The sequence below is a fragment of the Polaribacter sp. 2405UD43-2 genome (genome assembly GCF_058147125.1).
The window spans coordinates 183,996-210,680 of record NZ_JBYVJX010000005.1 but is presented as its reverse complement, the minus strand read 5'-3'; the positions used below and the strand labels follow the sequence as shown (position 1 = coordinate 210,680).

The 26,685-nt window shown below is 29.7% G+C and carries 19 protein-coding genes; 9 read left to right on the top strand and 10 right to left on the bottom strand.

Going from position 1 to position 26,685, the window contains the following annotated elements; all coding sequences use genetic code 11:
* Positions 1-148 precede the first annotated feature (148 nt).
* The 3 genes from ACY2RX_RS09055 to ACY2RX_RS09045 form a co-directional block, all read right to left on the bottom strand.
* Positions 149-1,960 carry a GNAT family N-acyltransferase gene (locus tag ACY2RX_RS09055; protein WP_490103652.1) on the bottom strand — a complete coding sequence of 604 codons (1,812 nt, stop codon included), beginning with the start codon at positions 1,958-1,960 and terminating at the stop codon, positions 149-151.
* A gap of 173 nt (positions 1,961-2,133) precedes the next feature.
* The gene (locus ACY2RX_RS09050) at positions 2,134-3,384 is read right to left on the bottom strand and encodes an aspartate kinase (RefSeq protein ID WP_490103651.1); all 1,251 of its coding nucleotides are present in this window, start codon (positions 3,382-3,384) and stop codon (positions 2,134-2,136) included.
* A gap of 1 nt (position 3,385) precedes the next feature.
* Positions 3,386-3,865 carry a GNAT family N-acetyltransferase gene (locus tag ACY2RX_RS09045; protein ID WP_490103650.1) on the bottom strand — a complete coding sequence of 160 codons (480 nt, stop codon included), beginning with the start codon at positions 3,863-3,865 and terminating at the stop codon, positions 3,386-3,388.
* A 174-nt stretch (positions 3,866-4,039) separates the two neighbouring features.
* On the opposite strand from ACY2RX_RS09045, the gene fbp reads away from it, so the two are divergent.
* Entirely contained in the window at positions 4,040-5,050 is a 1,011-nt protein-coding gene (gene fbp / locus ACY2RX_RS09040; RefSeq protein ID WP_490103649.1) for a class 1 fructose-bisphosphatase, read from the top strand.
* A 111-nt stretch (positions 5,051-5,161) separates the two neighbouring features.
* A complete protein-coding gene (locus ACY2RX_RS09035) occupies positions 5,162-5,770 on the top strand; it encodes a superoxide dismutase (protein WP_490103648.1) in 609 nt (202 codons plus the stop codon).
* A gap of 85 nt (positions 5,771-5,855) precedes the next feature.
* Here ACY2RX_RS09035 and ACY2RX_RS09030 read toward each other — a convergent pair whose 3' ends face one another.
* From ACY2RX_RS09030 to ACY2RX_RS09010, 5 genes are all read right to left on the bottom strand, one after another.
* Positions 5,856-8,822: a DUF8693 domain-containing protein gene (locus ACY2RX_RS09030; RefSeq protein WP_490103647.1), complete on the bottom strand. Its 2,967-nt coding sequence runs from the start codon at positions 8,820-8,822 to the stop codon at positions 5,856-5,858.
* 197 nt (positions 8,823-9,019) lie between these two features.
* A complete protein-coding gene (locus ACY2RX_RS09025) occupies positions 9,020-10,798 on the bottom strand; it encodes a hypothetical protein (protein ID WP_490103646.1) in 1,779 nt (592 codons plus the stop codon).
* A 78-nt stretch (positions 10,799-10,876) separates the two neighbouring features.
* The gene (locus ACY2RX_RS09020) at positions 10,877-11,152 is read right to left on the bottom strand and encodes a T9SS type A sorting domain-containing protein (protein WP_490103645.1); all 276 of its coding nucleotides are present in this window, start codon (positions 11,150-11,152) and stop codon (positions 10,877-10,879) included.
* Positions 11,153-11,283: 131 nt separating this feature from the next.
* Positions 11,284-13,182 carry an amidophosphoribosyltransferase gene (locus ACY2RX_RS09015; RefSeq protein ID WP_490103644.1) on the bottom strand — a complete coding sequence of 633 codons (1,899 nt, stop codon included), beginning with the start codon at positions 13,180-13,182 and terminating at the stop codon, positions 11,284-11,286.
* A gap of 65 nt (positions 13,183-13,247) precedes the next feature.
* Entirely contained in the window at positions 13,248-14,174 is a 927-nt protein-coding gene (locus ACY2RX_RS09010; RefSeq protein ID WP_490103643.1) for a PfkB family carbohydrate kinase, read from the bottom strand.
* Positions 14,175-14,248: 74 nt separating this feature from the next.
* Here ACY2RX_RS09010 and ACY2RX_RS09005 point away from each other — a divergent pair, with 74 nt between their 5' ends.
* The 5 genes from ACY2RX_RS09005 (at position 14,249) to ACY2RX_RS08985 (ending at position 17,519) form a co-directional block, all read left to right on the top strand.
* Complete coding sequence (locus ACY2RX_RS09005) at positions 14,249-14,674, top strand: SufE family protein (protein ID WP_490103642.1); 426 nt, start codon at positions 14,249-14,251, stop codon at positions 14,672-14,674.
* Positions 14,675-14,685: 11 nt separating this feature from the next.
* On the top strand, positions 14,686-15,006 hold the full coding sequence (locus ACY2RX_RS09000) for a DUF59 domain-containing protein (RefSeq protein ID WP_490103641.1): 321 nt from the start codon (positions 14,686-14,688) through the stop codon (positions 15,004-15,006).
* 86 nt (positions 15,007-15,092) lie between these two features.
* Positions 15,093-15,602, top strand: coding sequence for a DUF2480 family protein (locus ACY2RX_RS08995; RefSeq protein ID WP_490103640.1), 510 nt, complete (start codon positions 15,093-15,095; stop codon positions 15,600-15,602).
* Between the two features lie 63 nt (positions 15,603-15,665).
* A complete protein-coding gene (locus tag ACY2RX_RS08990) occupies positions 15,666-16,520 on the top strand; it encodes a DUF3078 domain-containing protein (RefSeq protein WP_490103639.1) in 855 nt (284 codons plus the stop codon).
* Positions 16,521-16,586: 66 nt separating this feature from the next.
* Complete coding sequence (locus ACY2RX_RS08985; RefSeq protein ID WP_490103638.1) at positions 16,587-17,519, top strand: DUF3078 domain-containing protein; 933 nt, start codon at positions 16,587-16,589, stop codon at positions 17,517-17,519.
* Positions 17,520-17,737: 218 nt separating this feature from the next.
* On the opposite strand, the gene ACY2RX_RS08980 is transcribed toward ACY2RX_RS08985, so the two are convergent.
* Together ACY2RX_RS08980 and ACY2RX_RS08975 are read right to left on the bottom strand one after the other, a co-directional pair.
* Positions 17,738-19,702, bottom strand: coding sequence for a hypothetical protein (locus tag ACY2RX_RS08980; protein WP_490103637.1), 1,965 nt, complete (start codon positions 19,700-19,702; stop codon positions 17,738-17,740).
* A 185-nt stretch (positions 19,703-19,887) separates the two neighbouring features.
* On the bottom strand, positions 19,888-22,710 hold the full coding sequence (locus ACY2RX_RS08975; RefSeq protein WP_490103636.1) for a TonB-dependent receptor: 2,823 nt from the start codon (positions 22,708-22,710) through the stop codon (positions 19,888-19,890).
* 339 nt (positions 22,711-23,049) lie between these two features.
* Here ACY2RX_RS08975 and ACY2RX_RS08970 point away from each other — a divergent pair, with 339 nt between their 5' ends.
* Entirely contained in the window at positions 23,050-24,249 is a 1,200-nt protein-coding gene (locus ACY2RX_RS08970; RefSeq protein WP_490103635.1) for a porin, read from the top strand.
* Positions 24,250-24,318: 69 nt separating this feature from the next.
* A complete protein-coding gene (locus tag ACY2RX_RS08965; protein ID WP_490103634.1) occupies positions 24,319-26,601 on the top strand; it encodes an inorganic phosphate transporter in 2,283 nt (760 codons plus the stop codon).
* Positions 26,602-26,685 lie beyond the last annotated feature (84 nt).

Here is a 26,685-nt window from a genome sequence, read left to right as displayed (position 1 = left end):
ATACCAAATGAAAAAAACTGAAGTTTTGGCAGGTTTAGTATTTAATTTGGTTATTCTAAACTTTAAAAAATATAGCTTCTCTAACTTCGAATATAAGTCTTTAAAATGACCTTACATCCTTCTAAATTTAGCAAAAAATTAAAAAGAATTATTTATTACTACCCTGAAGTTCAGTAGCTTTACGCTCTAATTCTGCTTGAAATTCTTCCATCACAGGTTTTACTGTACTATCTGGTATGTCTGCTACTTTAATGTACATTAATCCGTCTACGGCATTGTTAAATTTTGGATCTACATTAAACGCCACTAAACGTGCATTTTGTTTTACATATTTTTTAATTAAGACAGGAATTCTTAATGCTCCAGGCTCAATTTCATCGATAAATTTATCAAATTTTTGCATATCTGCTTTAGTGGCATCAAACACAAAATCTTTGTCTCCGTCTTTTAATTTTACTTTAAATTCTTTCTTCGGATAAATATATTGTGCAATATATGGATCGTAATAATGAGATTTCATAAACTCAATCATTAACGACTTTGAGAACTCAGAAAACTGATTGCTAATAGAAACTCCGCCCATTAAATATTTATGTTCTGGATAACGTAAAGTAACGTGTACAATACCTTTCCAAAGTAAAAATAAAGGCATTGGTTTTTGTTGATATTCACCAATAATAAAAGCTCTACCCATTTCTATGGTATTCTCCATCATTTGGTGTAATTCTGGTTCTATTCTAAACAATGTTTGAATGTAAAAACCATTAATACCATATTTTTTATAAATTTCTTTTCCAAGCCCCATTCTGTAGGCTCCAGCTAAACAATTTGCTTCTCTATCCCACAAAAACATATGGTAATAATACTTGTCGTATTTATCTAAATCTATAGCTTTGTTTGTGCCTTCTCCAACATCTCTAAAAGTAATTTCTCTTAAACGTCCTATTTCATGTAATAAATTCGGAATCTGTTTTGCGTTGGCAAAAAATACTTCGTAATTTTTACTTTCTAAAAGTCTACCATCTTTTTCTCTTAAAGCTTCTACTTCTTTTATAAATAAATCAGTATTTCTTTGAGGGGTAATTTTTCTGGCAGGTTTTTTTATTTTGATGTTTTGAGTTGAAATTAATTTATGTGCTTTCTCAAAAGGATTTGCCAACATATAAGTTTTCTTTCTTATAAACTCGTAAAAAGAAGGAATGTCTTTGTATTCATTTTGAGATTTAACAGAAATAGGTTTTCCTATTCTTACTTTTATAATCCGATGTTTTTGTGAGAGTAATTCTGATGGTAATTTTGCGGTTCTAAATGTATCGCTAATTTTAGAAAGTACATAAAACAGCCTGCTATTCTTGGCGTGAAAATAAATAGGAATTACAGGTACGTTTGCTTTTTTTATCAATCTTACAGCACCTTCTTCCCAAGGTTTATCAACCATTAATTTACCATCTCTATAAGTAGAAACTTCGCCTGCTGGAAAAATACCTAAAGGTTTTCCTTCTCTTAAATGTAATAAGGCACTTTTAATTCCTGCTACACTCGATTTTGCATCCTTTCTATTTTCAAAAGGATTTACAGGCATTACATAAGGTTTTAACGGTTCTATTCTATGCAATAAAAAGTTGGCTATAATTTTATAATCTGCTCTTTTTTCGATTAAAAGTTTTAACAATAAAATGCCATCTATACCACCAAGTGGATGATTAGAAACAGTAATAAAAGCACCTTCTTTTGGAATCCTTTTTAAGTCTTCTTCTGGAATTTCAAATTCAATATTACAATCATCTAAAACACCATTTAGAAAAACTAAATCAGATTTGCTTTTATTCTTGTCATAAATCTTATTAATAGCTGAAATACGAAGGACTCTTAATAAAATCCATCCAATAAAAGTTCCAAAAAAACCAAGTTTCTGTAAACCAATTACTTGCGCAATTTCTTTAGATGTTACTAATGCCATAAGTTGTAATTAGACGTAAATGCAAACATACTAAAAAATGATATAAGAAACTTGAGTTTTAAACATATTATTCTTTTAAAAATATGTTAATATCTCTTTCTAAAAGTGCTATTTCATCTTTGTTAAAAAAAGATAAAAACCTTTTTTACATTTTTTGATTTATAAGAAAATTTTTATTTTTTTATAACAATTTGAATCGTTTCTTTATTCACTTGTTTTAAAAGTGATTTTCCTTTTTCTTCTATATTATGAACTGCATTTTTATCAAAATGACGTACAGTATACAAATCTACTTCTTTTTGAACCTCAATTTTAAATTGCGATTTTAACTCATCGTAAAAAGCATCAAACTTGTTAAATTTATTATCAATACAAACCGAAAAACTAATGGCTGAGTTCTGAATTAAGTTAACTTTTAGTTGATAATCGTGTAATTTTTTAAAAATATAACTAATATTATTTTCTACCATAAAAGAAAAATCTAAGGCAGAAATTGATACTAAAATTTGATTTTTCTTAACTATAAAACAAGGAATATAAGGTACCAATCTTGCTCCTTTAGAAACTTTAGTTCCTGTTTCTTTTGGGTTTACAAAAGAACGCACCAATAAAGGAATTTCCTTTCTTTCTAAAGGCTGTAACGTTTTTGGATGTATTACAGAAGCACCATAAAAAGCCATTTCAATTGCCTCTTCGTAAGAAATTTGTTCTAACAAAGTAGTATTAGAAAAAACTCTTGGATCTGCATTTAAAACGCCTGGCACGTCTTTCCAGATAGTTACATTTTCTGCATTTAAACAATAGGCAAAAATTCCGGCAGTATAATCTGAACCTTCTCTACCTAAAGTGGTGGTGTTTTCAGTATCATTTGCAGCTATAAAACCTTGTGTAATATTTAATTTTGATGCATCTAATTTATTAGAAATAATGTCTTGTGTCAACTTCCAATCTACTTTTGCATCTCTATAATTGCTATCGGTTTTTATATAATTTCTAACATCGAACCAATTATTTTTGATTCCAGTTTTTGTTAAATATGCACTTATAATTCTTGTTGATAGCAGCTCTCCAAAACAAATAATTTGATCGTACACATAATTAAATCTTCTTGATGTATTTCTGGCTAAAAACCAACTTAATTCGCCTAAAAGAATCTCAACTTCTCTATAAATTTCATCTTCTTTATGAAACAAATCATTCATCAAATTTTTATGAAAATCTTCAATTACGCCTAGCTTTTCAGAAAGCTTGTCTGTTTTATTGTAATACGCATTTATAACTTCTTCAAAAGCATTTGTTGTTTTACCCATTGCAGAAACAACTACAACTGTGTTTTCTGTACCTTCATCTTGTAAAATTCTGGCTACATTTTTTACACTTTCTGCATCTTTTACAGATGCTCCACCAAATTTAAAAATCTTCATTTTAATTATCTTGAATAAATTTTGCTAAATTCTCTTTGTTCATTTGTACTACAGACCAATCTTTTAAATAAGTTGCGCCCGTACTTTTATAAAAATTGATGGCATTGGTGTTCCAATCTAAAACTTCCCAAGCAACTCTTTTAAAATTATTATTGTGCGCATATTTTAAAACAGCTTTATATAACGCTTTTCCTGCTCCAATTTTTTGTTTACTTTTTGTTACAATTAAATCTTCTAAATGAATTGTTCTTCCTTTCCAAGTAGAAAAACGCTCGTAAAATAAAGCAATTCCAATGATTGTGTTTTCTTGCTCAGCTACAAAAATTTTAAACTTTGGGTTTTTAGAAAAACCATCTTTCAACAGATCATCAACAGTAATTTCTACAGCATTGGGTTCTTTTTCGAAAACAGCTAATTCTGTAATTAAATCTAATACAGATTGCATATCTTTTTTTTCTGCAAACCTTATAGAAAAACGCATATTACTTTAATTTTAGTCAAAGATAGTTTTTTTGATTTCGACAAAAAATATTTAACTATTTTACACACTTATTTTTGATTTGTTTAAAATTTTATACTTTAAAATTAACTTTCGAAATCGTTGTAGTAACTAAAAAAAGTTTAGATATTTGTTGAAACAAATTCTGATAAGAAAATGACTGCAAAAAGACAAACTTTAGGTGAATTTATTATTGAAAATCAAGCATCTTTTAAATACAGTTCTGGTGAATTATCTAGCCTTTTAAACTCTATTAGATTAGCTGCAAAAGTGGTAAATCATGAAGTGAATAAAGCTGGTTTGGTTGACATTATTGGTGCTTTTGGAGATACAAACATACAAGGTGAAGACCAACAAAAACTAGATGTTTATGCTAATGATAAATTTATTCAAACCTTAACAAGAAGAAATATAGTTTGTGGGATTGCTAGCGAAGAAGAAGATAGTTTTATTACAATAAACAGTCAAGATGAGCAACATCAAAACAAATATGTAGTTTTAATAGACCCATTAGATGGTTCATCTAATATTGATGTAAATGTTTCTGTTGGAACCATTTTTTCTATTTACAGAAGAGTTACTCCTGTAGGAACTCCTGTACAATTACAAGACTTTTTACAAAAAGGAAGTGAGCAAGTTGCTGCTGGTTATGTGGTTTATGGTACCTCTACTATGTTGGTTTATACTACTGGCGATGGTGTAAACGGATTTACATTAAACCCTGCAATTGGTTCTTTTTACTTATCGCACCCAAATATGGAATTCCCAGAAGATGGTACTATTTATTCTGTAAATGAAGGTAATTATTTAGATTTTCCTATGGGAGTAAAAAAATATATAAAATATTGTCAAGAAGAAGAAGGAGTAAGACCTTATACGAGTAGATATATTGGTTCTTTGGTGTCTGATTTTCATAGAAATATGATTAAAGGCGGAATTTATATGTACCCAAAAGGTTCTAGAAATCCTGACGGAAAATTGCGTTTATTGTACGAATGCAATCCTATGGCTTTTATAGCAGAGCAAGCTAACGGAAAATCTTCTGATGGATATAAACGTACTTTAGATGTAGAACCTACAGAATTACACCAAAGAGTTCCTTTTATTTGTGGTAGTATAAATATGGTAGAAGAATTGGAAGAATTTATGCAGAAATACGGAGAATAAATCTTTTTTATACTTCTATAAGTTTTCAAAACACAAACTTCTTGTAAAACCATCTATTTATAGTTAATTTTACAATCGTAAAAAATATACTAACTTTTAAAAAACATAAAAATGGCTTTTCAATTACCAGAATTAGGATACGCTTATGATGCGTTAGAACCACATATTGATGCTAGAACTATGGAAATTCACCATAGCAAACATCATAATGGATATACAACAAAATTAAACGGAGCAATTGCAGGAACAGATTTAGAAGGAAAATCGATAGAAGATATTTTAACTAATTTAGATATGAACAATGCAGCTGTTAGAAATAATGGAGGTGGATTTTTTAATCACTCTTTATTTTGGACAGTGATGAATCCTGAAGATAGAGGTTATTTATCGGGAGAATTAAAAGATGCAATAGAAGCTGCTTTTGGTTCTAAAGATGCTTTTATTGAAACTTTTTCTAAAGCTGCAGCAACTCAATTTGGTTCAGGTTGGGCTTGGTTGTGTGTACATCCAGGAGGAAAAGTAGAAGTTTGTTCTACGCCAAACCAAGACAATCCTTTAATGCCAGGGATAGCTTGTGGTGGAACTCCTATTTTAGGATTAGATGTTTGGGAACACGCTTACTATTTAAACTATCAAAATAGAAGACCCGATTATATTGATGCTTTCTTTAAAGTAATTAACTGGAATGAAGTTGAAAAACGTTATTCAGCTGCAAAATAAAAGACCTCGTCTTTCTTTGTATCTCACTCAGTTGTGAAAATAATAAGTTTAAAACGAGACTGCCTAATTAAGGCAGTCTCGTTTTTTATATTCCTATTTTTTGAGAGATAATGCCTTTGTCTGATTCTAATTTTAAAATATAAACGCCTGTGTTTAGTTCTCTTTGCAGCATAAACTCTAACCTGTTACTTTTACTATTATTTAATTTTCTAAAAACTTCTCTTCCATTAATATCATAAATTCTTAATTCATTTATGTCTATTGGATTCGATTTTCTGATAATAATACTATTGTTATTTTTAGAGTAATACATTTTTACAAAATCATAATTACTGTCTTGTAACAACTCATATTTAAAAGAAATAGAGAATCTATCTGAATATTTTCCTTGAATTACATCAATTTTTACAGCATCATTTTTTATTAAATTATATTTTTTGTCAGTTAACTTATCATTTAAATAAACAGTAACATCATCAAAATTTTCTAAAGCATCGATTTTAAGAGTTACTTCTCTGTTTTTATCTACCTCTAAATTTAAAGGAATTTCAATGTTTTCATCAAATTCTTGAATGGTAGAAATAACATAAGGATTCTCTTTTCCTTCTACTTTAAGGTTTATATCACTAGGTTTTTTATCCCACATTTCTCCATCATAACCATTTTCAAAACCAGCAGTTTTTCCTTTTCTAAAAGCAACTGCTATTTGTCTTTTAAAATTAAAATCATCATCAGTTGTAATACCAAAACCAAAACGTAAAATAGGAAAATCTTTATCAGTTGTAATAAATTTTGAGGTAGTTTCTTTTTTCTTTGAAGCTCCTTTTGCAACGATAGTAGCTGTATTTGAAATTGCTGTAATTGCTCTTTGAGAATTCTGAAAAGTAATTGTCCCAGAACCATCTGCTGTTCTTGCTACAAAAAATGCTTGCCCAATAGGTAAATATCTACCTCCACCAATTGTAACACCAGAAACTATTGTAGAATAAGTACCTGTATAATCGTTTCTAACGTGAGTATTATCGCTAGCACTATTGTACAAATATAAAGTACCATTAATGGCTGAAGTATTATCAGAAATAAAGGTTTCTGAATCTAATGCTGATGGATAAGGATTACCAACTAAACTAAATTTATCCTTATCTATAGGAATTGTATAGGTACCATCATTAGGTCTTCCTTTAAACGTAAACGTTGCTCCCACACTTTTCATATTCCAACCTTCTCCTGGATTAAAACTAGCACCTGTTGGGCTTAAAAAACGCGTCCAATCTGCAGCATTAACCAATTTTGCTAACCATCTTGTACTTATTTTTATGGGAGATGCAGAAGCATCTCCATCTAAATCAGCAATAAAATCGATATCAGCAGCTTCTCCTATTGTAGCAGTAGCAGCTGTAGGTGTAGCCCCATCTTTTAACACGCCACTAATTGTAAATGTAGAGCCGTTTTCGGTAACAGGTGAAGTCCAATAACCTGAATGAAATTCTGTTGATGTACTTGCTGTTTGGTCTACAAAAAGGTTTCCTGTTCCTGTATTTAAGTTTGTTCCTGTGTGAGTTTGCACTAATTGTGATGTACCCACTAAACGAATTTCTCCACCATTATTTATTCCATTGGTAACTTTTAAACGAAAACCGCTATTTACAGCTAAAATTGCACCTGATTCTATTTCAACTTCTCTAACATCACCATTTTCAGTTAACGTTAGTGTATTGGTTTTTACTAATAATTTATAACAATCGTCAGATGTATTTGGTTTATTAGAAGTACCAGAACCATTATAAGCTGTTGCTCCATCTAACACTATAACATCTGTGTATTGAAGTGTAAAATAATCATTATTAGTAAAATCTACACCAGTTGCAGTATAAACACCACCACTTAATGTAAATGTATATGTATTTGTTGGTGATGAAAAATCACTATCATTATCAACCACTATTTGCAGCTGATTACAACCTTCTGTAGAATTAAAATTGATATCAGAAGCTTTTACACTTACTGTTACAGTACCTACGCTATTTCTCTCGCTAACTCTCCATTTTGTATCAATTCTTGAAGCATAATCTGATGCTGATGTTGATAAAGAAAAATCATAATCTGCATCTTTTACATCTTCTCCCCAAAAAAGAAAATCTCCATTTCCTAAACTAGAAGGATTGTTAATTTTTATAATACCTGTACCTTGAGAATCTGAATGAATATTAGATGCATTTGTTCTTCCAATTCCAGCTACTTTAAAATCAAAATTCCCATTAGCTGCATTATCTTCATTGTAATAATTTTGTGAAATAGAGATATTACCATATTTAGCACTTAAATAATTTTGAATAATTATTCTTTGTGCGTTGTTAACTCTTGCGTTAAAGAGAATGACTTCAAAAAAATCTCCACTAGCGTCATCAGTAGAAGCATTATCATCTCCCAATCTATCATAAGGAATTCCAGCTGTTGTAGAACCAATATTTACATTATTACTACCATTATTTCTTCTAATATTCATTGTTGAAGAACCAGACGCTTTATGAAAAGAAAACAGTGACCTTGTGCCAAAAGGAGTTGATAAGCTAGAAGAATAATCTGCAACTCCATAACGTGTAAAACCAACTAAATTAGTGTTATTCCATTGTTCAGCTCTTAGAGAAGTGGCACTACCATCAAATAAAGAATGTGATGTACTTACATTTACTGGGGTAGTTACAAAAAAAGCACTTGAATTACTGTAAGAACCTGTACTTGGTGCATTCATATACTGTACAGTAGCTGCACTTGCATTAAAATTAACAGCATTGTAGGTGCCTGTAGAATAGGTAGGTCTGTTTGTTCCGGTTTGAGTATAATTATTAGAATTACCACTATAATCTGACCAAGTGGAAACAACTGTTCCGTCTGCTGGATTATCAGTAATATCATTATCTGCATCTAAATCGTCTGCTCTTAACCAAACTTTTAAAGTTGATGTTCCATCAATATTACCCACACCTCCTGGCCCAGTTTGGGCAAATATGGCAGAAGTTAAAAAGAAAATAATAATAAATTGTTTTTTCATTTTCTGTAATTTTATTTCATTTTTTCAATTTAAAGATACTAAAAATCACTTAAAACTAACTTTTATTTGCAATTTTAAAGATTGATTTTGTATATCTTGTTAAAAATAATTTTTGCTGAAGGTATAAATTCTAGAAAAAAAAGCATCCAAAATTTGGATGCTTTTTTTGAGATAACTACTTTTTCTTTTTAACATTATTACATTCTATCTTTCCAAATTTTATGATACGCAGGGTTTTCTTTTTCACCTTTTTTTAACTCTCTCATTGCTAATTGAAATGCTTTAAAAAATTCATTTCCTTTTATCACTTTATAAACAGCTTCTTCTGGTCCGCCAGTTATAGTATTGTATTTACCTGCTTCTTTTAACGATTTTGCTTTGGTAGAAAAATCCATTTCAAAGTATTTACCTGCCATTCTATAAGAAACATTTGGCGCAAAAGCTGCTATTTTAATTACCGGATTTAATCCTTCGCTTTCTAAGTCGAAATCTAAATCTATGGTAACTGCAATAACGCCATCTAAACTTAATTGTTTGATAATTTTTTCATTGGTATAATCCGCAGGAAACGTAGTTTTTATGTCTTTGATATAATCTAAAGCTCCAGTTTTTATCAATCTTTTTGTACCATATGCCCCTTTTTCTATAAAAGTTGCTGTAACTGTATCAGAAATTGGTTTCATTTCTGAATAAGCTTTAGAGTTGACAATCTTATTTACAGCAACAACATTAATTCCTAAACCGTTTAAATTACTTTTAAATTCATCATATAATTTATTTACAAATGTTTGCCAAGTATTATCTGTTAACTTTGGAAACCATTTTTTAATTGTTTTTTTAGTGGTTGTAATTGTTTTAGTTTGAAAACCGTAAGTTGTTTTTTCTGTGGTTGTAGTCTTTTTCTTGAATAAATTACCTCTCACTACAAATGATGAAATACCAATATTTTTCATTTTATCTACTGGAGGATGTGTATACGGATTTCCTTTTATAATTTTTACATTATACTCCCCTTCTACAGTTTTAAATTTACCTGAAGCATTCGTATTTTTATCTTTATTAAAAGAGTTTCCAATTAAACTTCCACCAGCAATATCACTCTTAATTAATATTGGGGTGAAATCTGAAAAAGTAGCAATTTTTTGAATAACACCTGCATCTGTATTGTATATCATTTGGTGTTTAACTCTTGTAACTGACAAGGTGTTTTTTTTGATGATTGGCAAAGGCGAGTTTTCAAAATTTTTGAAAGATTCTTTAGGAACTACAATGGTGTTTGTAGCTTTAGATGGATATAAATGTGTTTGTACTTTTAAACTCATAGCACTAATAATTATTTCTACATACAATTCTGAATTGGGGTCTGCATTGCCCCCTTCTAATTCTATAACAACATCTTTTGTACCATCAATAATAATATCTCCTCCTTTTTCTACTCCGTTTACAGACAGAATTTTTAACGGTTTTGCGGGCTCGATATTTAGAGTAACTTTATTGCCAGTAGAACTTGTAATTTCTACATTTTGAGTTCCTCTTTTATCCGCAGAAAAACCCTGAAAATAAGTTCCCATTCCTGCTTTTTCTAATTTTGTTCCGTTTAATTTTACATCTTTATCTGTATCAGTTAAACCTATACCTGCTTTGTTTAAAAAGAAAACAGAAACTCCTTCTCCACAAGTTTCCCAATCTGGAGTTTTTGTTGCAAAATCTAATTGGCTTTTTGGGATTAAACCCGAAGCATAATTAACGGCTAAAGCAACATCTTTTAAATCTGATTTTGGTTTTGCTTTTATTAAACCACCTGTAACTTTAGAAATCAGTTTCATTGGTTTTAATTTTTTAAAGAAACTTTCTTTATACACATAGCCACATTTATAAGCTTTTCTTTCTTTTTTCTTTAAAAATGATTGTGCATTTATTGATAAGAATGCAAGCAGCATTAATGTTAAAATGATGTTGTTTTTAATACTTTTCATTTTTTGATGTGTTTTTTAGGTTATAAATTCTTTCCAAAAATATTTGTAGTTCACAATTTTTGAAATAGGGCATTTGCCTTATTTTTTGATGATTTTTTTACTAAAAAATCCTTTATCAGTATTTAATTGCAACACATAAACTCCTGAAGTTAAATTTGAAATATTGATCTTTTTAATTCCGTTTTTATTAGAGAACTTTAAGACTCCTTTACCAAATAAAGAATATATTTTTAATGATTCTATTTGTTGATTATCAACTTTAAAATTTAGAATATTTGATGTAGGGTTTGGGTAAACTTTTACTTCTAAAGAAGAAAAAGTATTTTTAAGTAAATCCTCATTTGTTAAAAACACAAAAAAGAGCGAATTAAAATAATTTGCTCTTTTTCTATGTAAATTTTTAGGTAAAACCTTTACAAAAAAAATCTATTAAGTAGTTAAATTTATTTTTATAGATAAATAATTAAGAAAAGTTTTATTTAAACTTAATAAGCTCTTTTGTCATTTCCTTCATAAAAATTTATGAATGCTTGGTTTACCACTCTATGGCCACCAGGCGTAGGATAATTACCTGTAAAATACCAATCACCTAAATTATCTGGACACGCTTTATGCAAACCTTCTATAGATTGATAAATAACTTCTATCTCTGCTTTAATATCTTCGGTTTTTAACATTTGAGCAATTTTATCAGAAATTTGTTTAGCAGTAAAAGGATTATAAATTTCTTTTACATAGTTTACAATTTCAGAGTCAGATTTAGATTGTTGCTCTTTACATTTATTATAAACTTGGTCAACAATAAGATATTGATTGGTTTCTTTTAACAACTCTAAAGCCGCTTTAAATGCAATAAAAGCGTCAATTCTTGCCATATCAATTCCGTAACAATCTGGATAACGAATCTGAGGTGCAGAAGAAACTACTACTATTTTTTTAGGCTTTAATCTGTCTAAAATCTTAATAATACTTTTCTTTAAAGTGGTTCCTCTAACAATGCTATCATCAATAATAACAAGATTATCTGTTGGTTTTACAACGCCGTAAGTTATGTCATAAACGTGTTCTACCAAATCATCTCTACTATTATCATCGGCAATAAAAGTTCTTAATTTTGCATCTTTAATTGCTATTTTTTCAAAACGTGGTCTTTCAGATAAAATTTCGGTAACTTTTTTGGCTGATAAATTTTTACCTCCAGATAAAATTTTTGCTGTTTTTTGTTCATTCAACAAATCTTCAGCAGCTTCTGTTACTCCATAAAATGAGGTTTCTGCTGTATTTGGAATGTAAGAAAAAACGGTATTCGAAATATCACTATCAATAGATTTTAAAATTTTAGGAAATACATATTTTCCTAAATTTTTACGTTCTTTATAAATACCAGCATCACTACCTCTAGAAAAATAAATACGCTCAAAAGAACATGCTAATTTTTCTTTGGGCTCTAAAACTTGTTTAATAGAAGTTTTCCCACTCTTTTTAATAATTAATGCGTGTCCTCTTTCGAGCTCTTTTACTTCTTTAATAGACACATTAAAAACTGTTTGAATCACTGGTCTTTCTGATGCTACAACAACAACTTCATCATCTTCATAAAAATAAGTGGGTCTTATTCCATTTGGATCACGCAACACAAAAGCGTCTCCATGACCAACTAAACCTGCCATTGCATAACCACCATCCCAATTTTTAGAAGATCTTTTTAATACTTTTTTAATACTTAAATTGTCTTCTATATAAGGTGATGCGTCTTTTTTATTGAATCCTTTTTTCTTTGCTTGTTGATACAATTTTGCTACTTCATCTTCTAAAAAATGACCTATTTTTTCCATCACAGTTACAGTATCTGTAAACTCTTTTGGATGCTGCCCTAACTCTACCAACTCGTCTAAAAGTTGTCTAGAGTTTGTCATATTAAAATTACCCGCAACAATTAAGTTTTGATGCCTCCAATTACTTTGACGCAAAAAAGGATGTACACTTTCTATGCTATTTTTACCAAAAGTTCCATAACGCACATGGCCTAAAAACAAGTTCCCTATATAAGGCATATTTTCTTCTTGCCATACAACGTCATCTTTTTTATTAGGGTTTTGTTCTAAAACACCATTTAAACGTTCGTTTATTTGTGCAAAAACATCTTGAATTGGTTGCGATTTGTTAGAACGAACTCTACTAATATATCTTGTACCAGGAGCAACATTAAATTTTATGCTTGCAAAACCAGCACCATCTTGACCACGATTGTGCTGTTTTTCCATTAATAAATACATTTTATTTATTCCGTAAAAAGCAGAACCGTATTTATCTTTATAAAATTGTAATGGTTTTTTTAATCGAACAAGTGCAATTCCACATTCATGTTTAATAGCGTCACTCATTAGTTTTTGTTGTTTTTGTTGTGTTGTTGTAAAAAAAATCCGCAGCAAAAAACCGCGGATTAAAATTAAGACATTTTTATGTCAAATTGTGTTAATTCTTTAAATGCTTGTAAACGCTCTTTTACTTCATCTGTTTTTAGCTCTTGCATACGCTCTGTCCCAAACTTTTCTACACAAAAAGAAGCTAAGTTAGAACCATATATAATGGCGTTCTTCATATTTTCAAAAGAAACATCTTCTGTCTTTGCTAAATACCCACAAAAACCACCTGCAAAAGTATCTCCTGCTCCTGTAGGATCAAAAACTTCTGCTAAAGGTAAAGCAGGTGCGTAAAACATACTTCCTTCATTAAACAATAAAGCTCCATGCTCTCCTTTTTTAATGACTACATATTTAGGTCCCATTTTATGAATTTTCTTTGCAGCATTTACTAAAGAATATTCTCCTGAAAGTTGACGTGCTTCTTCATCATTAATAGTAATTACATCTACTCTTTTTAAAACAGTATGCAAATCATCTAGTGCAATATCCATCCAAAAATTCATCGTATCTAAAACTACCAATTGGGGTCTTTTTTCCATTTGATCTAAAACAGATGCTTGTACTAAAGGGTGTAAATTTCCTAACATTACAATGCTCGCATTTTTAAACTCTTTAGGTACTACAGGTGTAAAGTTCTCTAACACATTTAATTCAGTAATTAAGGTATCTCTAGAATTCATATCATTATGATATTTACCACTCCAAAAGAAAGTTTTACCCTCTTTTACAACTTCAATTCCGTCAGTATTTATTCCTTTAGCATTCATCATTTTAAAATATGCCTCCGGAAAATCTCCACCAACCACAGAAACAACTCCTGTTTCTACACCAAATTGGCTTGCAGCCAAACCTACAAAAGTTCCTGAACCTCCTAATATTTTATCCGTTTTTCCAAAAGGAGTTTCAATAGCATCAAAAGCTACTGTACCAACTGCTAATAATTTGCTCATTTCTTAAATTTAATCAGTAGTTTTGCACAATAATTGCAAAACTTTTTTATAAAGCGCAAAAATAAGTTTTAAAAATGACTATCAAAGAAATACAAGAAGAAATTATTGACGAGTTTTCTATGTTTGATGACTGGATGGAACGCTATGAATACATTATAGAATTAGGAAAATCTTTGCCAATTATTGATGCAAAATATAAATTAGATGAGAATTTAATAAAAGGCTGTCAATCAAAAGTTTGGTTGTATTCTGAATTAGATGCAGATAAAATAACCTTTACTGCAGATAGTGATGCTATTTTAACCAAAGGAATTGTGGCATTGTTGTTGCGCGTTTATTCTAATCAAAAACCAGGAGATATTTTAACTGCCAACACAGATTTTATTGATAAAATTGGATTAAAAGAACATTTATCTCCCACAAGAGCCAATGGTTTGGTTTCTATGATAAAACATATAAAAATGTATGCCATTGCACAGCAAACTAAACTAACTAATTAAGAGTTAAAACAATGACAGACAAAGAACTAGAAGAAATAGGAGACAAAATTGTAAGAGTTGTAAAAACTATTTACGACCCTGAAATTCCTGTAGATATATATGAATTAGGTTTAATTTATGACGTTTTTGTTTCTGATGAAAATAATGCAAAAATATTAATGACCTTAACATCGCCCAATTGCCCAGTTGCAGAAACGTTACCTGTAGAAGTTGAAGATAAAGTAAAAACTTTAAAGGAAATAAATGAATGTGAAGTAGAAATTACTTTCGACCCAACTTGGACACAAGATATGATGAGTGAAGAAGCAAAATTAGAATTAGGAATGTTGTAATTAGTTATGAATGTTGAGTTTTAAGTGATGAGTTAAAAGTGTAAACTTTGAAACTTTGAAACTTTGAAACTTTGAAACTTAAATCAATGGCAGAAGAAATTATAAATAGAGTAGCCAACAGCAAACTAAAAACCTTCGATTTAGAAGAAATTTATCCTGACGGGAAAAGAGTTTTGTTTGATATTAAAGACTGGTTACATCAAGAATTAATTCTAAAAGAAAAAGATTTTAGAGCGTCTGTTAAAAATCACGATTGGACACAATACAAAAATTCTTTTGTGGCAATAACTTGTTCTGCAGATGCAATTATACCTTCTTGGGCATTTATGTTAGTTGCATCAGAAATTACTCCTTTTGCAAATAAAGTTGTTATTGGTAATTTAGAATTGTTAGAAACTGCAATTTATCAAGAATTAATTAGTTTTTTAGATTTTAAAGATTTTGCAAATTCACCCGTAATTATAAAAGGATGTGCAAATAAACCCATACCAGATTCTGCTTATGCTTTTTTAATAGAAAAGTTACAGCCTATTGCAAAATCTATAATGTTTGGTGAAGCTTGCTCTACAGTACCCATTTATAGATTAAAAAAGTAAAATTAAAAAAAACGTTTATATTATTACTTACCTTATTATTTTTGCGAGCTATAATTTTTCCTTATGAAGAAATTTTTTTTACTTTTTGTAATTATTTTTACAACTAATACGTTTTCTCAAAAAAAAACAGATTCTATTCCTAAATGGAAGATTAATGGACGATTTGCTTTTATTTTTAATCAATCTTCTTTTTCTAATTGGGCTTCTGGTGGAGAAAACACTGTTGCAGGGAATATAAATATTAACTACGATTTTAATTATAAAAAAGACAATGTAAACTGGGATAGTAGAATTATTACAGGGTATGGTTTAACGCATTTAAGTGAAAAAGGATTTCGAAAAACTGACGACCGTTTTGAGTTGAACTCTCTTTTAGGTATAAAATCTAAAAATTATTGGTTTTTCTCTTTTATTGCCAACTTTAAAACTCAATATACTTCTGGGTACAATTATAAAAAAGAGCCTAAAATTAAAGTATCAGACTTCTTTGCTCCTGCATATTTAGTTTTTGGACCTGGTATGTTATGGAAAAAATCTGATAATTTAAATATAAATATTGCTCCTGCAACTGCAAGATTTACTTTTGTTAACAATCGTTTTTCTGGTAAATTTGGTGTAGAACAAGGAAAAAATACAGCTTTCAGTTTCGGTTTTAACTTTGCAGGATACTTTAAATTTAATCTGATGGAAAACATCGAAATGGAAAATATTTTAACTTTGTATTCCGATTATTTAGATAAAATTGCCAATGTAGACACAGAATATCAAACCAACATCCGTTTTAAAGTTAACAAACATATAAAAATGCAAATGACTTTTCATACTCTTATGGATGACAATGCCTCTAGCCGAATTCAATTTAGACAACTATTTGGTTTGGGTTTAAATTATAGTTTTCACGAAAAAGTGACATATTAAAAAGTTTATTTGTCTAAACAAGAAAAACGTATCTTTAAACGTTCTAAATAAATGATGAAACAAAAAATGAAAAAATTATCCATCTTAATTTTATTGGTGTGCTTTAGCTTTACAATAAACGCACAAACAAAAGAAGAATTAACAAAAGAACAAGCTCCTAAAAAAGAACAAATTGCAAAATTGCAAGCAGAAGTAGCTGCTTTACAAGCTAAAATTGATGCACTTCCTGGTTGGAGAAAAGGCGCTTTTGGTACAATAGGTGGTAACCTTTCTGGGTTTAACAATTGGTATTCTAAAAATGAGCCAAACTCATCTGCTGGTAATATTGGTGTTACTGTAAACGGTTTTGCAAACCTTATAGAAAAAGATTTCTTTTGGAGAAACTCTGGATCTATTAATATAGGTTGGGTAAAAATTGATGACAAAGACGACCCAAAGGATAGTGGAAATTTTGAAACTGCAACAGATGTTTTTACTTTATCTTCTTTATATGGTAGAAGACTAAATAAAAAATGGGCGCTTTCTGCATTAGGCGAATACAGAACAACTTTATTAGACAACTTTAACAATCCTGGGTTTTTAGATATTGGTGTTGGTTTTACATGGACACCTACCAGCAGATTGGTTGTGGTTATCCATCCTGCCAACTACAATGTTATTTTTAGTTCTGGAGAGAGTATTTACAGCTCTTCACCTGGTGCAAAAGTTGTTGCAGATTACAATGCAAAATACAAGAAGTTAAGTGTAAAATCTAACCTATCTATTTTTCAAAGTTACAAAGACACGAACTTGTCTAACTGGACATGGACAAACGCTTTAGGCTATACACTTTGGAAAGGAATTGGAGTTGGTTTTGAATTAGGTTTACGCAACAACAAACAAGAAGCTTTAAATAATTTAAGAACTAGAGTTACAAACCCAAAACCTACTGCCGATTTTAAAGATGTTGATAACAAACTACAATCTTATTGGTTATTTGGGATGAATTATTCTTTCTAAAAAAATTACTCTAACTAAAAAACTGAGTGTAAAAAAGCCATCAAATTAATTTTTGATGGCTTTTTTTTAAATATACTTTTATTATAGTATGGGGTTTAATGGATATGGAAGTATGATATAAATTCAAAGAAATTATTTACAACAAGTTTTAAAAACCTATTATCTAATAATAAAATAAACTATGTATTTACACAGTTTTTTGGATACTGCCAATTTTATTATAAGCCTGCACTTTTCCAAGTCCAACCACTTACATCTACTTTAGTTCCTGTTTTATAATTTGCTGTTGTAGAAGCTACTTTTCCATCAATAATAACATTTGCTAGTGACCCACCATCTTTCATATCTATATTTTTAGCATAACCTTCTAACCAAATATTTGTAATAGTTGCACCAGATTTTTTCTTAAACTGTAATGCTGTTCCTTTTACTGTAGAGATAGCAGTTAAATTTACAAATTTAGGATTCTTATTGTCTTTATCTCCTTCAAAAGCTGTAGAAAAACCTGCAACTGTATGAGAAATATAAGTATTGGTTACTGTACCATTCCAGCCTTCAGTCCAATCTACAGAATCGTCCTCATTATTTTCTAAATACAGATTTGTTGCAGAAACAGTACCTCCAAAAAACTCTATACCATCATCTGCACCATTTACAATAGATACATTTTCTATTGTAGTACCAGAACCTACTGCGTATAAAGAAATTCCATTATATTGAGAATCTGAATTAATTTGAGCACCTGTACCTTTAATTACTAAATATTTAATAGAACCTGAATTATCATCATCTTTTGTTCCACCATAAATGAAGCCTCCAACCTCAGCTTGAGCATTTTTTCCTGCTGTAGTAGAAGCTGCACCACAGATTGTTAGACCTCCCCAATCTCCTGGTTTTGAAGCAACAGAAGAAATTACAACGGGTTTAGACTTAGTTCCTTGAACATCAATTTTACCGCCTTTTAAAACTGCAATATAAACTCCTGTTCCGCCATTTCTAGCTTCAATTTTTGTTCCTGCAGGAATTACTAATTCGCCACCAGACTGAACAATATAAGAAGAGTTTAATTTATATTTTATAGAAGCATCTAAGGTTACTTTACCTGTTATTGTACCTTGTAAAACTGAAGTAGGTATAGATACATTTGAGTTTACCCAAGCAAAATCTGAAGCTTTTGTTACAGGAGGATTCGTATAAGATAATAATGGATTTGCAGCAACACCATCTATAATAACATTTGCTAAAGAACCACCATCTTTCATATCTATAGATTTATCATAACCTGATAATGACAATCCTTTAATTGTAGCTCCTGATTGTTTTTTAAACTGTAAAGCTGTTCCTCCAACAGTAGATACTGCTGTAATATTATTAAACTTCGGGTTTTTGTTGATTTTATCGCCTTCAAAAACTGTAGAAAAACCTGCAATTGTATGCGAAATGTAAGCGTTATTTATGGTACCGTTCCAACCTTCAGTCCAATCTATAGAATCATCTTCGTTATTTTCTAAATATAAATTACTTGCAGATACTGTACCTCCAAAAAACTCAACGCCGTCATCAGAACCATTTATAACGGCTATATTATTAATTTTTGTACCAGAACCCACAGCGTAAAAAGAAACTCCATTATATTGAGAATCAGGATTAATTTGAGCACCTGTACCTTTAATTACTAAATAATTAATTGATCCAGAGTTATCTGCATCATTTTTTCCTCCATAAATAAAACCACCTACTTCAGCCTCAGCATTAATTCCTGCTGTAGTTGTAGCATCTCCACAGATTGTTAAGCCTCCCCAATCTCCAGGATTACCAGAAGCAGAAGACATAAATACAGGACTAGAAGAAGTACCTTGAATATCTATTTTACCGCCTTTTAAAACGGCAATATAAACGCTTGTTCCTCCGTTTACGGCTTGAATTCTTGTTCCTGCAGGAATGGTTAAGGTTGCACCAGATTCAACAATAAATGATGAATTTAAATTATAAACAGTATTTGAATTTAAAGTATAACTTTCTTTTAAGTTACCTTTCATTATACCAGCCTTTAAGTTCTTTACAACTTCTGAAGATGGTTCTTCTATAATAATAGAAGGTTCATCACTACCACAATTTGTTAGTGTTAAAGTAGCAAAAGAAAACGCTACTATGTTTAAAATTTTAAAAATTGATTTTCTCATTTTTATTTTAATATAATTATTATTTATAATGCAAAGAAATTGAGTTATTCTTTAGTTTTCTTTACCTAAATATTAATAGTATGTTAGGTTTTAATGTTTTTTTACTGGTTTGTTAAATAATAGTTAATAAAGAATTTTTTGAAATCAACCATCCTTAAGGCAGAGCCTCGTGGAATTCTTTTCGATTAAAAACTGTATTTTATACTAAATGTTAATTGACTCCCTTTTTTATAAGATTGTACAATTTCTGTAGTTTCTACATTGGTAATTAGACTTTTAACTAATTGTGTTTGTTTAATTACAGGGTTTAATAAATTTCTACCAACCAATCTTATCATTAAGTTTTGGTTAATTTCTTTACTTACAACTAAATCTAAGGTTACAAATCCTTTTTCAATAATTTCATCATTATATAAAGTAGAACTATTAGAAAAATCTTCTGGAGAACCTAGTGCAAATATTTTATCGGATGCATAGTTACCCGTTAATGTTGCAATAAATTCTTTTTCTTTTTTATTACTATAACTTAAAGAGCCATTTGCAATAAAATCTGATGCGCCTTGTAAACTAGACTTTGTCACATTTTTGTATTGAAAGTTTTTTAATAAATCTTGCTCTAACCACATTTTAGTGATATTACCTGTTAAATTTAAGATACCTTCATCATCATCATTTTTTATTAAATCTGTTTTAGCTTCTACTTCAAGACCGTAAATTGTGGCTTTTTTACCTGTATTTGCATAAAAGAAATAACCAGAAGAACCTCTTGTTTGAGCTAAATTTATAGGATCATTAATTTGTTTGTAGAAGGCTGTAGCAGAAAACACTTGTCCGTTTTGTGGATACATTTCATATTTTAAATCGAAATTATAAATTTCTGATTTCTCTAAATTTGGATTACCTCTTGTAACACGACCTGTTGGTGAGACATACTCAAAAGGAGATAATTCTTTAAATTCTGGTAAAGTTTGAGTTACACTAGAAGCAAAACGTAAATATTTATCTTCTGCTAACTCATATTTTAAATTTATACTTGGGTATAAACTTTCATACACTTTATTAAGAGTACCTAATCTTGGTCTGCCCCCGTTTGCAACATCAATATAGTTAGCAACATCCCAAATTGCATTAATTTCATCTCTTTCAAAACGCAAACCTAAGTTACCAGACAAATTGTTATCAAAAGTAAAATCGAAGTTTACATAACCCGCCATTATTGTTAAATCTGCTTCAAACCTATCTGCAGGAGAAGTTCTTAAAACAAGACCATTATTAAATCCTGTTGATGTAAATGTTGATGATAACTCATCTACAGAAGGAGCTGTAAAACCTTTAGCTCTTACGCCCACAAATAAAGACTTAAATGTTCTTTCTTTGTATCTATAGTTTAATCCATAATTTAAAGAATAAGGTTTATCATTATCTTCATTTTTTTGACCTAATGCCCATCTATTTTCTATAAAGCCATTGTATTCTGTATCTTGAATCTTTTGACTCGATTTTCTTTGTTGAAAATCTCCAACGTGTGCATATTGAATGGTTGGTGAAGCAGTAATATCTAAAATATTTACTTCGTTTCTAATTCTATTTGGTTCTTCAGCTAAAACAAAATTGTAACCTCCAGCCCAGTTTAATTCGTTATGTTTGTTCCATTGATGTTTTCCTAAAATTTGATTCACAAACATTGTTGTTTGTCTAAAGTTTTGATCTCTTACAAAAGCACCATCTTCTTGAGGGTCTTGATCAAAAACATATCCAAAACCTTTTCTACCTTGTTCGTATAAATTATCTGAAGATTTATTTACAAACAAAGTGTTGTATTTAATTTTATTGTTTTTATTAAATTTAAAATCAACGTTTACATAACCTGTTGTATTTGTTTTAGAAATAAAACTTTCAACATCATTTTCATTCGGGTTAATACCTCTATTTTTATTTATCTGTCTAGAAACTGCCGGAAAAGCTTTGTCTAAAACATTAGATCTAAAAGCTCTAAAAACTCCATTTTGATATTCAAAAGATTTAGAATGAGAACCTGTTAAGAAAATAGAAAAATCTTTACCAAAAATTTCAAATTTTCTTGCTGATGAAAAAGAACCACTATAATTTATTGGAGTCGTTTCTTTTTCTGTATCCCAACCTTGGTAAGTAATTAAATTTTGAAGCGCATATTTTTTTTGATGAAAACCGAAAGTAACATCTTTATTTATAATTGTTTTTCTAAATGAATCTGACACCTCTAAAACATTTGTATTTGTACCTCCTGCAAGAGAAATAGAAAATCCGTTTTTAGAAAACTTTTTAGAATTTACATTTACATTTCCAGAGCCTTGGTCTGCGTAACTATTTGTGGCATACGTTTTACTTATTCCTACATTTTCAATAATACTAGTTGAAAATAAATTTAGATTTATATTTTTATTCTCAACATCATCTGAAGGAATTGGTAATCCGTTCATAGTTGTAGATAAATATCTATCTCCAAGACCTCTAATGTATATATTGCCAGAACCTTCACTTTTAGTTACTCCAGTAATTTTTGTTGTTGCAATTGCTGCATCAGAAACTCCTATTTTAGACAATGTTTGAGCTCCAATACTTTCTTTAATAACAACTGCTTTTTTTTGATCTAACAAAAGAGCAGATACAGTTTCTTTTACATTTGCAGATTTTACAATCACCTCATCTAAAGAAACCCCATCTTCTGCGGTCATTAATTGGTTAATAGTTATTGTTTCTTCATTTTTAATAGTAACTATTTTTTCTATTGATTTATATCCCAAAAAACTAAAAACTACAATATGAGTACCTGCGGGCACTTTTAATATATAATTACCATCAAAGTCTGTAGTAGTTCCAATAGTTGTTCCTTTTACAATAACACTTGCAAACGGTAAAGGCTCGTTATTTGTTTCTTTATCTGTTAACAATCCTTTTAAAGTTCCATTACTTTGAGCAATAATAAACTGACTTAAAGCTAAAAAAGTAATAAGTAATAATTTCTTCATTTTAATATATAATTTACATTTGCAAAACTCTACAGTTCTTGTAAAGTTTATGTTAGTTGTAAATTATGCTTACATTACTGAAACATTAACTAAAGGTTAAATTAAAAAAATGGTTAACGTTTTTTTAATTTTAAGTATGCATTTATTTTATTTTATTTTTGAACATTTGTAGTAATCTTTTTAAGGATTATTATGTCATCTTAAAATTATTAGTTTTTGTCAACAATTTTATATGACTTACTGCCTTTGGCCAAGGCAGTTTTTTTATTTTGATAACATTGTATTAACATTAACTTAACATAATTATTAGTTCTTTGCATCGACAAAGACTAATAATTTATGAAATTAAAATCAGTACTTATAGCTATAAGTATGGTTATTTTTTTGAGTACAAATGCTCAAGAAACAAATGCTCCAAAATTTGGTAAAGGTTTATTTAATTTAATAGGAAAAGACAGTACTTTTTCTATGAATATTGGTGCAAGAATGCAGTTCTTAGGAACCTCTCAATGGAATGCAGATAATGGTTTATCTAACCCAACATCGAACCTTTTAGTAAGAAGAGCTCGTTTAAAATTTAGCGGTTTTGCATATTCGCCTAAATTAAAATACAAATTAGAGTTAGGTTTATCTAACAGAGATATTGGCAAAGCTTCTGCTTTTACCAACAACGCTCCAAAATACATTTTAGATGCGGTTGTAAAATGGAATTTTTCTGGAAACTTTGTGCTTTGGTTTGGACAAACAAAATTACCTGGTAACAGAGAACGTGTTATATCTTCAGGAAATCTACAACAAGTAGATCGTTCTTTATTAAACAGTAAGTTTAATATTGATAGAGATATGGGTGTGCAATTAAGACATCACTTTAACCTTACCAATAAATTTATTGTAAAAGAAGCTTTTTCTATAGCACAAGGTGAAGGTAGAAATATTACCACTGGTAATCTTGGTGGTCATCAATACACAACAAGAGTTGAGCTATTGCCTTTTGGAAACTTTACAAGCAAAGGAGATTATAAAGGAAGTGATTTAAAGTTTGAAGAAAAACCAAAACTAGCTTTTGGGTTTACTTACGATTTTAATAACAATGCTGTAAAAACAAGAAGCAACCAAGGTTCTTATATGACAAATGACGCTGGTTTTTATGAAACAAATATTACTACCTTTTTTATTGATGCAATGTACAAGCATAAAGGATTTTCTTTTATGGCAGAGTATGCAAACAGAGACGCAAAAGATCCTTTAGCAAAAAATTCTGACGGAACTCTAACTGGTGATAAAGTAGAAGTTGGTAACGCAATAAACTTACAAACGGGTTATATGTTGTCTAAAACACTAGAATTATCTGGCAGATATACAAACATAAATTGGGATAAAAATATTATTGATAAAGGTGATCAAAACCAATATACGCTAGGGTTATCAAAATTTATTGTAGGTCATAAATTAAAAATACAAACAGATGTTAGCTATACAGATATTGGGTTTAAAACAAATCAATTATTATATAGATTACAAGTAGATATTCACTTTTAAAACATAACAATTTCATAACATATTTTTCAAAAACAGTCTTGATATTTGCAAACTAATTAAACAAAAACTATGGATAATATTTATTTATTAATGTTAATTGCTATTACAGTTTTAGCTATAGCTGATATTGTAGTAGGTGTGAGTAATGATGCTATCAACTTTTTAAATTCAGCAATCGGCTCAAAAGCTCTTTCTCTAAGAACTATTATGATTGTTGCCAGTTTAGGGATTTTTATAGGTGCAGTATTTTCGAGTGGAATGATGGAAGTTGCCAGAAAAGGTATTTTTGTTCCTGCTCAATTTGAATTTGGTGAAATTATGCTCATTTTTATGGCTGTAATGATTACTGATATATTATTACTAGATTTTTTTAACACGCTAGGGCTGCCAACATCAACTACAGTTTCCATTGTTTTTAATTTATTAGGAGCTGCTGTAGTAATGTCTTTAATAAAAATTAGTCATTCAGAATCTCAAACTTTTGCCGATTTAGGGTCTTATATAAATACTTCAAAAGCTATTGAAATTATAACAGGAATTTTACTTTCGGTAGTAATTGCGTTCTCTGTTGGTGCATTTGTTCAATGGGTTTCTAGACTTATATTTACTTTTAATTATGAAAAAAGAATAAAGAATTTTGGAATAATTTTTGGCGGCGTAGCATTAACTGCAATCACATATTTTATATTTCTTAAAGGATTAAAAGGAACACCCTATTATAAAGATTTAAAAAGTGTACTAGAAGGCAATGAAATATTTATTATTGCAGGAAGTTTTGTTTTCTGGACTTTGTTCTCTTTTATCTTTGAAAAACTAACAAAAAAAACCGTTTTACTCATAGTAATTGCAATTGGTACTTTTGGATTGGCACTAGCATTTTCTGGAAATGATTTGGTAAACTTTATTGGTGTGCCAATGGCTGCATATCATTCATACGAAGCATGGACTCTTGGTGGTATGGATACCTCTATGTCTATGGCTGTATTAGAGAAAAAAGTACCTGCTGAACCTTTCTTACTATTTATTGCAGGAACAATAATGGTACTTACACTTTGGTTTTCTAAAAAAGCAAAAACAGTTGCAGAAACAGAAATAAGTCTTTCACGTCAAGGAGAAACGCATGAAAAGTTTGAGCCGAATCAAATTTCAAGAGCTATTGTAAAAGGAACTACTCAATTGTCTAGTTATTTTTCTGCTATTATACCTTCTTCAATAAGAGAAAATTTCGAAAAGAGTTTTAAAAAACCAAACTATACTATGAGTAAAGACCAAAGTATAGAAGCGCCAGCTTTTGATATGATTCGTGCTTCAGTAAATTTAATGGTTGCAGGGGTATTAATTGCAATTGCTACTTCTATGAAGTTACCATTATCTACAACCTATGTTACTTTTATGGTGGCAATGGGAACCTCTTTAGCAGATAGAGCTTGGGGAAGAGAGAGTGCTGTGTATAGAGTTGCGGGTGTATTAAATGTAATTGGTGGATGGTTTGGTACTGCAATAGGAGCTTTTATTGCAGCAGGAATTGTGGTATTCTTAATTAACTTTAACCCAAGTGTTATAATACCAATTTTGCTTTTATTAACGGTAATTTTATTATATAGAAACTATAAATCTCATAAAACTAAATCATCAAAAGCTATTGATGAAGATAGTTTAAGCGAAGCTGAGAGTAGTTCTGTTCAAGGAGTTATTCATGAAAGTGCAAAAAATATTTCTAAAGTTGTAAAACGCACCAACAGAATTTACTCTAATGCTATTGTAGGTTTAGCAAAACAAGAATTATCTTTGCTTAAAAAGAGTAAAAATCAAGTTGTAAAACTCTCAAATGAGATTGATGATTTAAGAGATAATATTACTTATTTTATTAAAAATTTAGATGCATCTAGCTTAGAGGCAAGTGGCTTTTATATTAATATTTTAGGATCCTTACAAGATATGTCTCAATCTTTAGAATACATCTCTAAAATAAGTTACAAACACATTAACAACAACCATAAAGAATTAAAATTAAGTCAAATTAAAGAACTAAAAGAGATTGATGACAAACTCGAAATTTTATTTGGTGATATTGAAAACGCATTTAAATCGGAATCATTTGAAGAAATTGGTGTTATCTTAAATGAAAAGAAAGTTGTTTATAGTTTGTTAAATGAAAAAATTGAAAAACAAATAGAACGTACTCGATCTGAAGAATCTAGTCCAAAAAATACAACCTTACACTTTGGATTACTTTTAGAAACAAAAGATTTAGTAGATTCAACTATGAATCTTTTAGAAGAGTATCATAACTCTTTTGATAGTTCTATTAAACCTGCAACAATTAATGTTACAGAAGAAAACACTAAATAAATAACATACCCAATTTTTACCCAAAAAACCATAAATTAATTTTTATGGTTTTTTGGGTTATACCAATAATCTAAAACTTTTCTT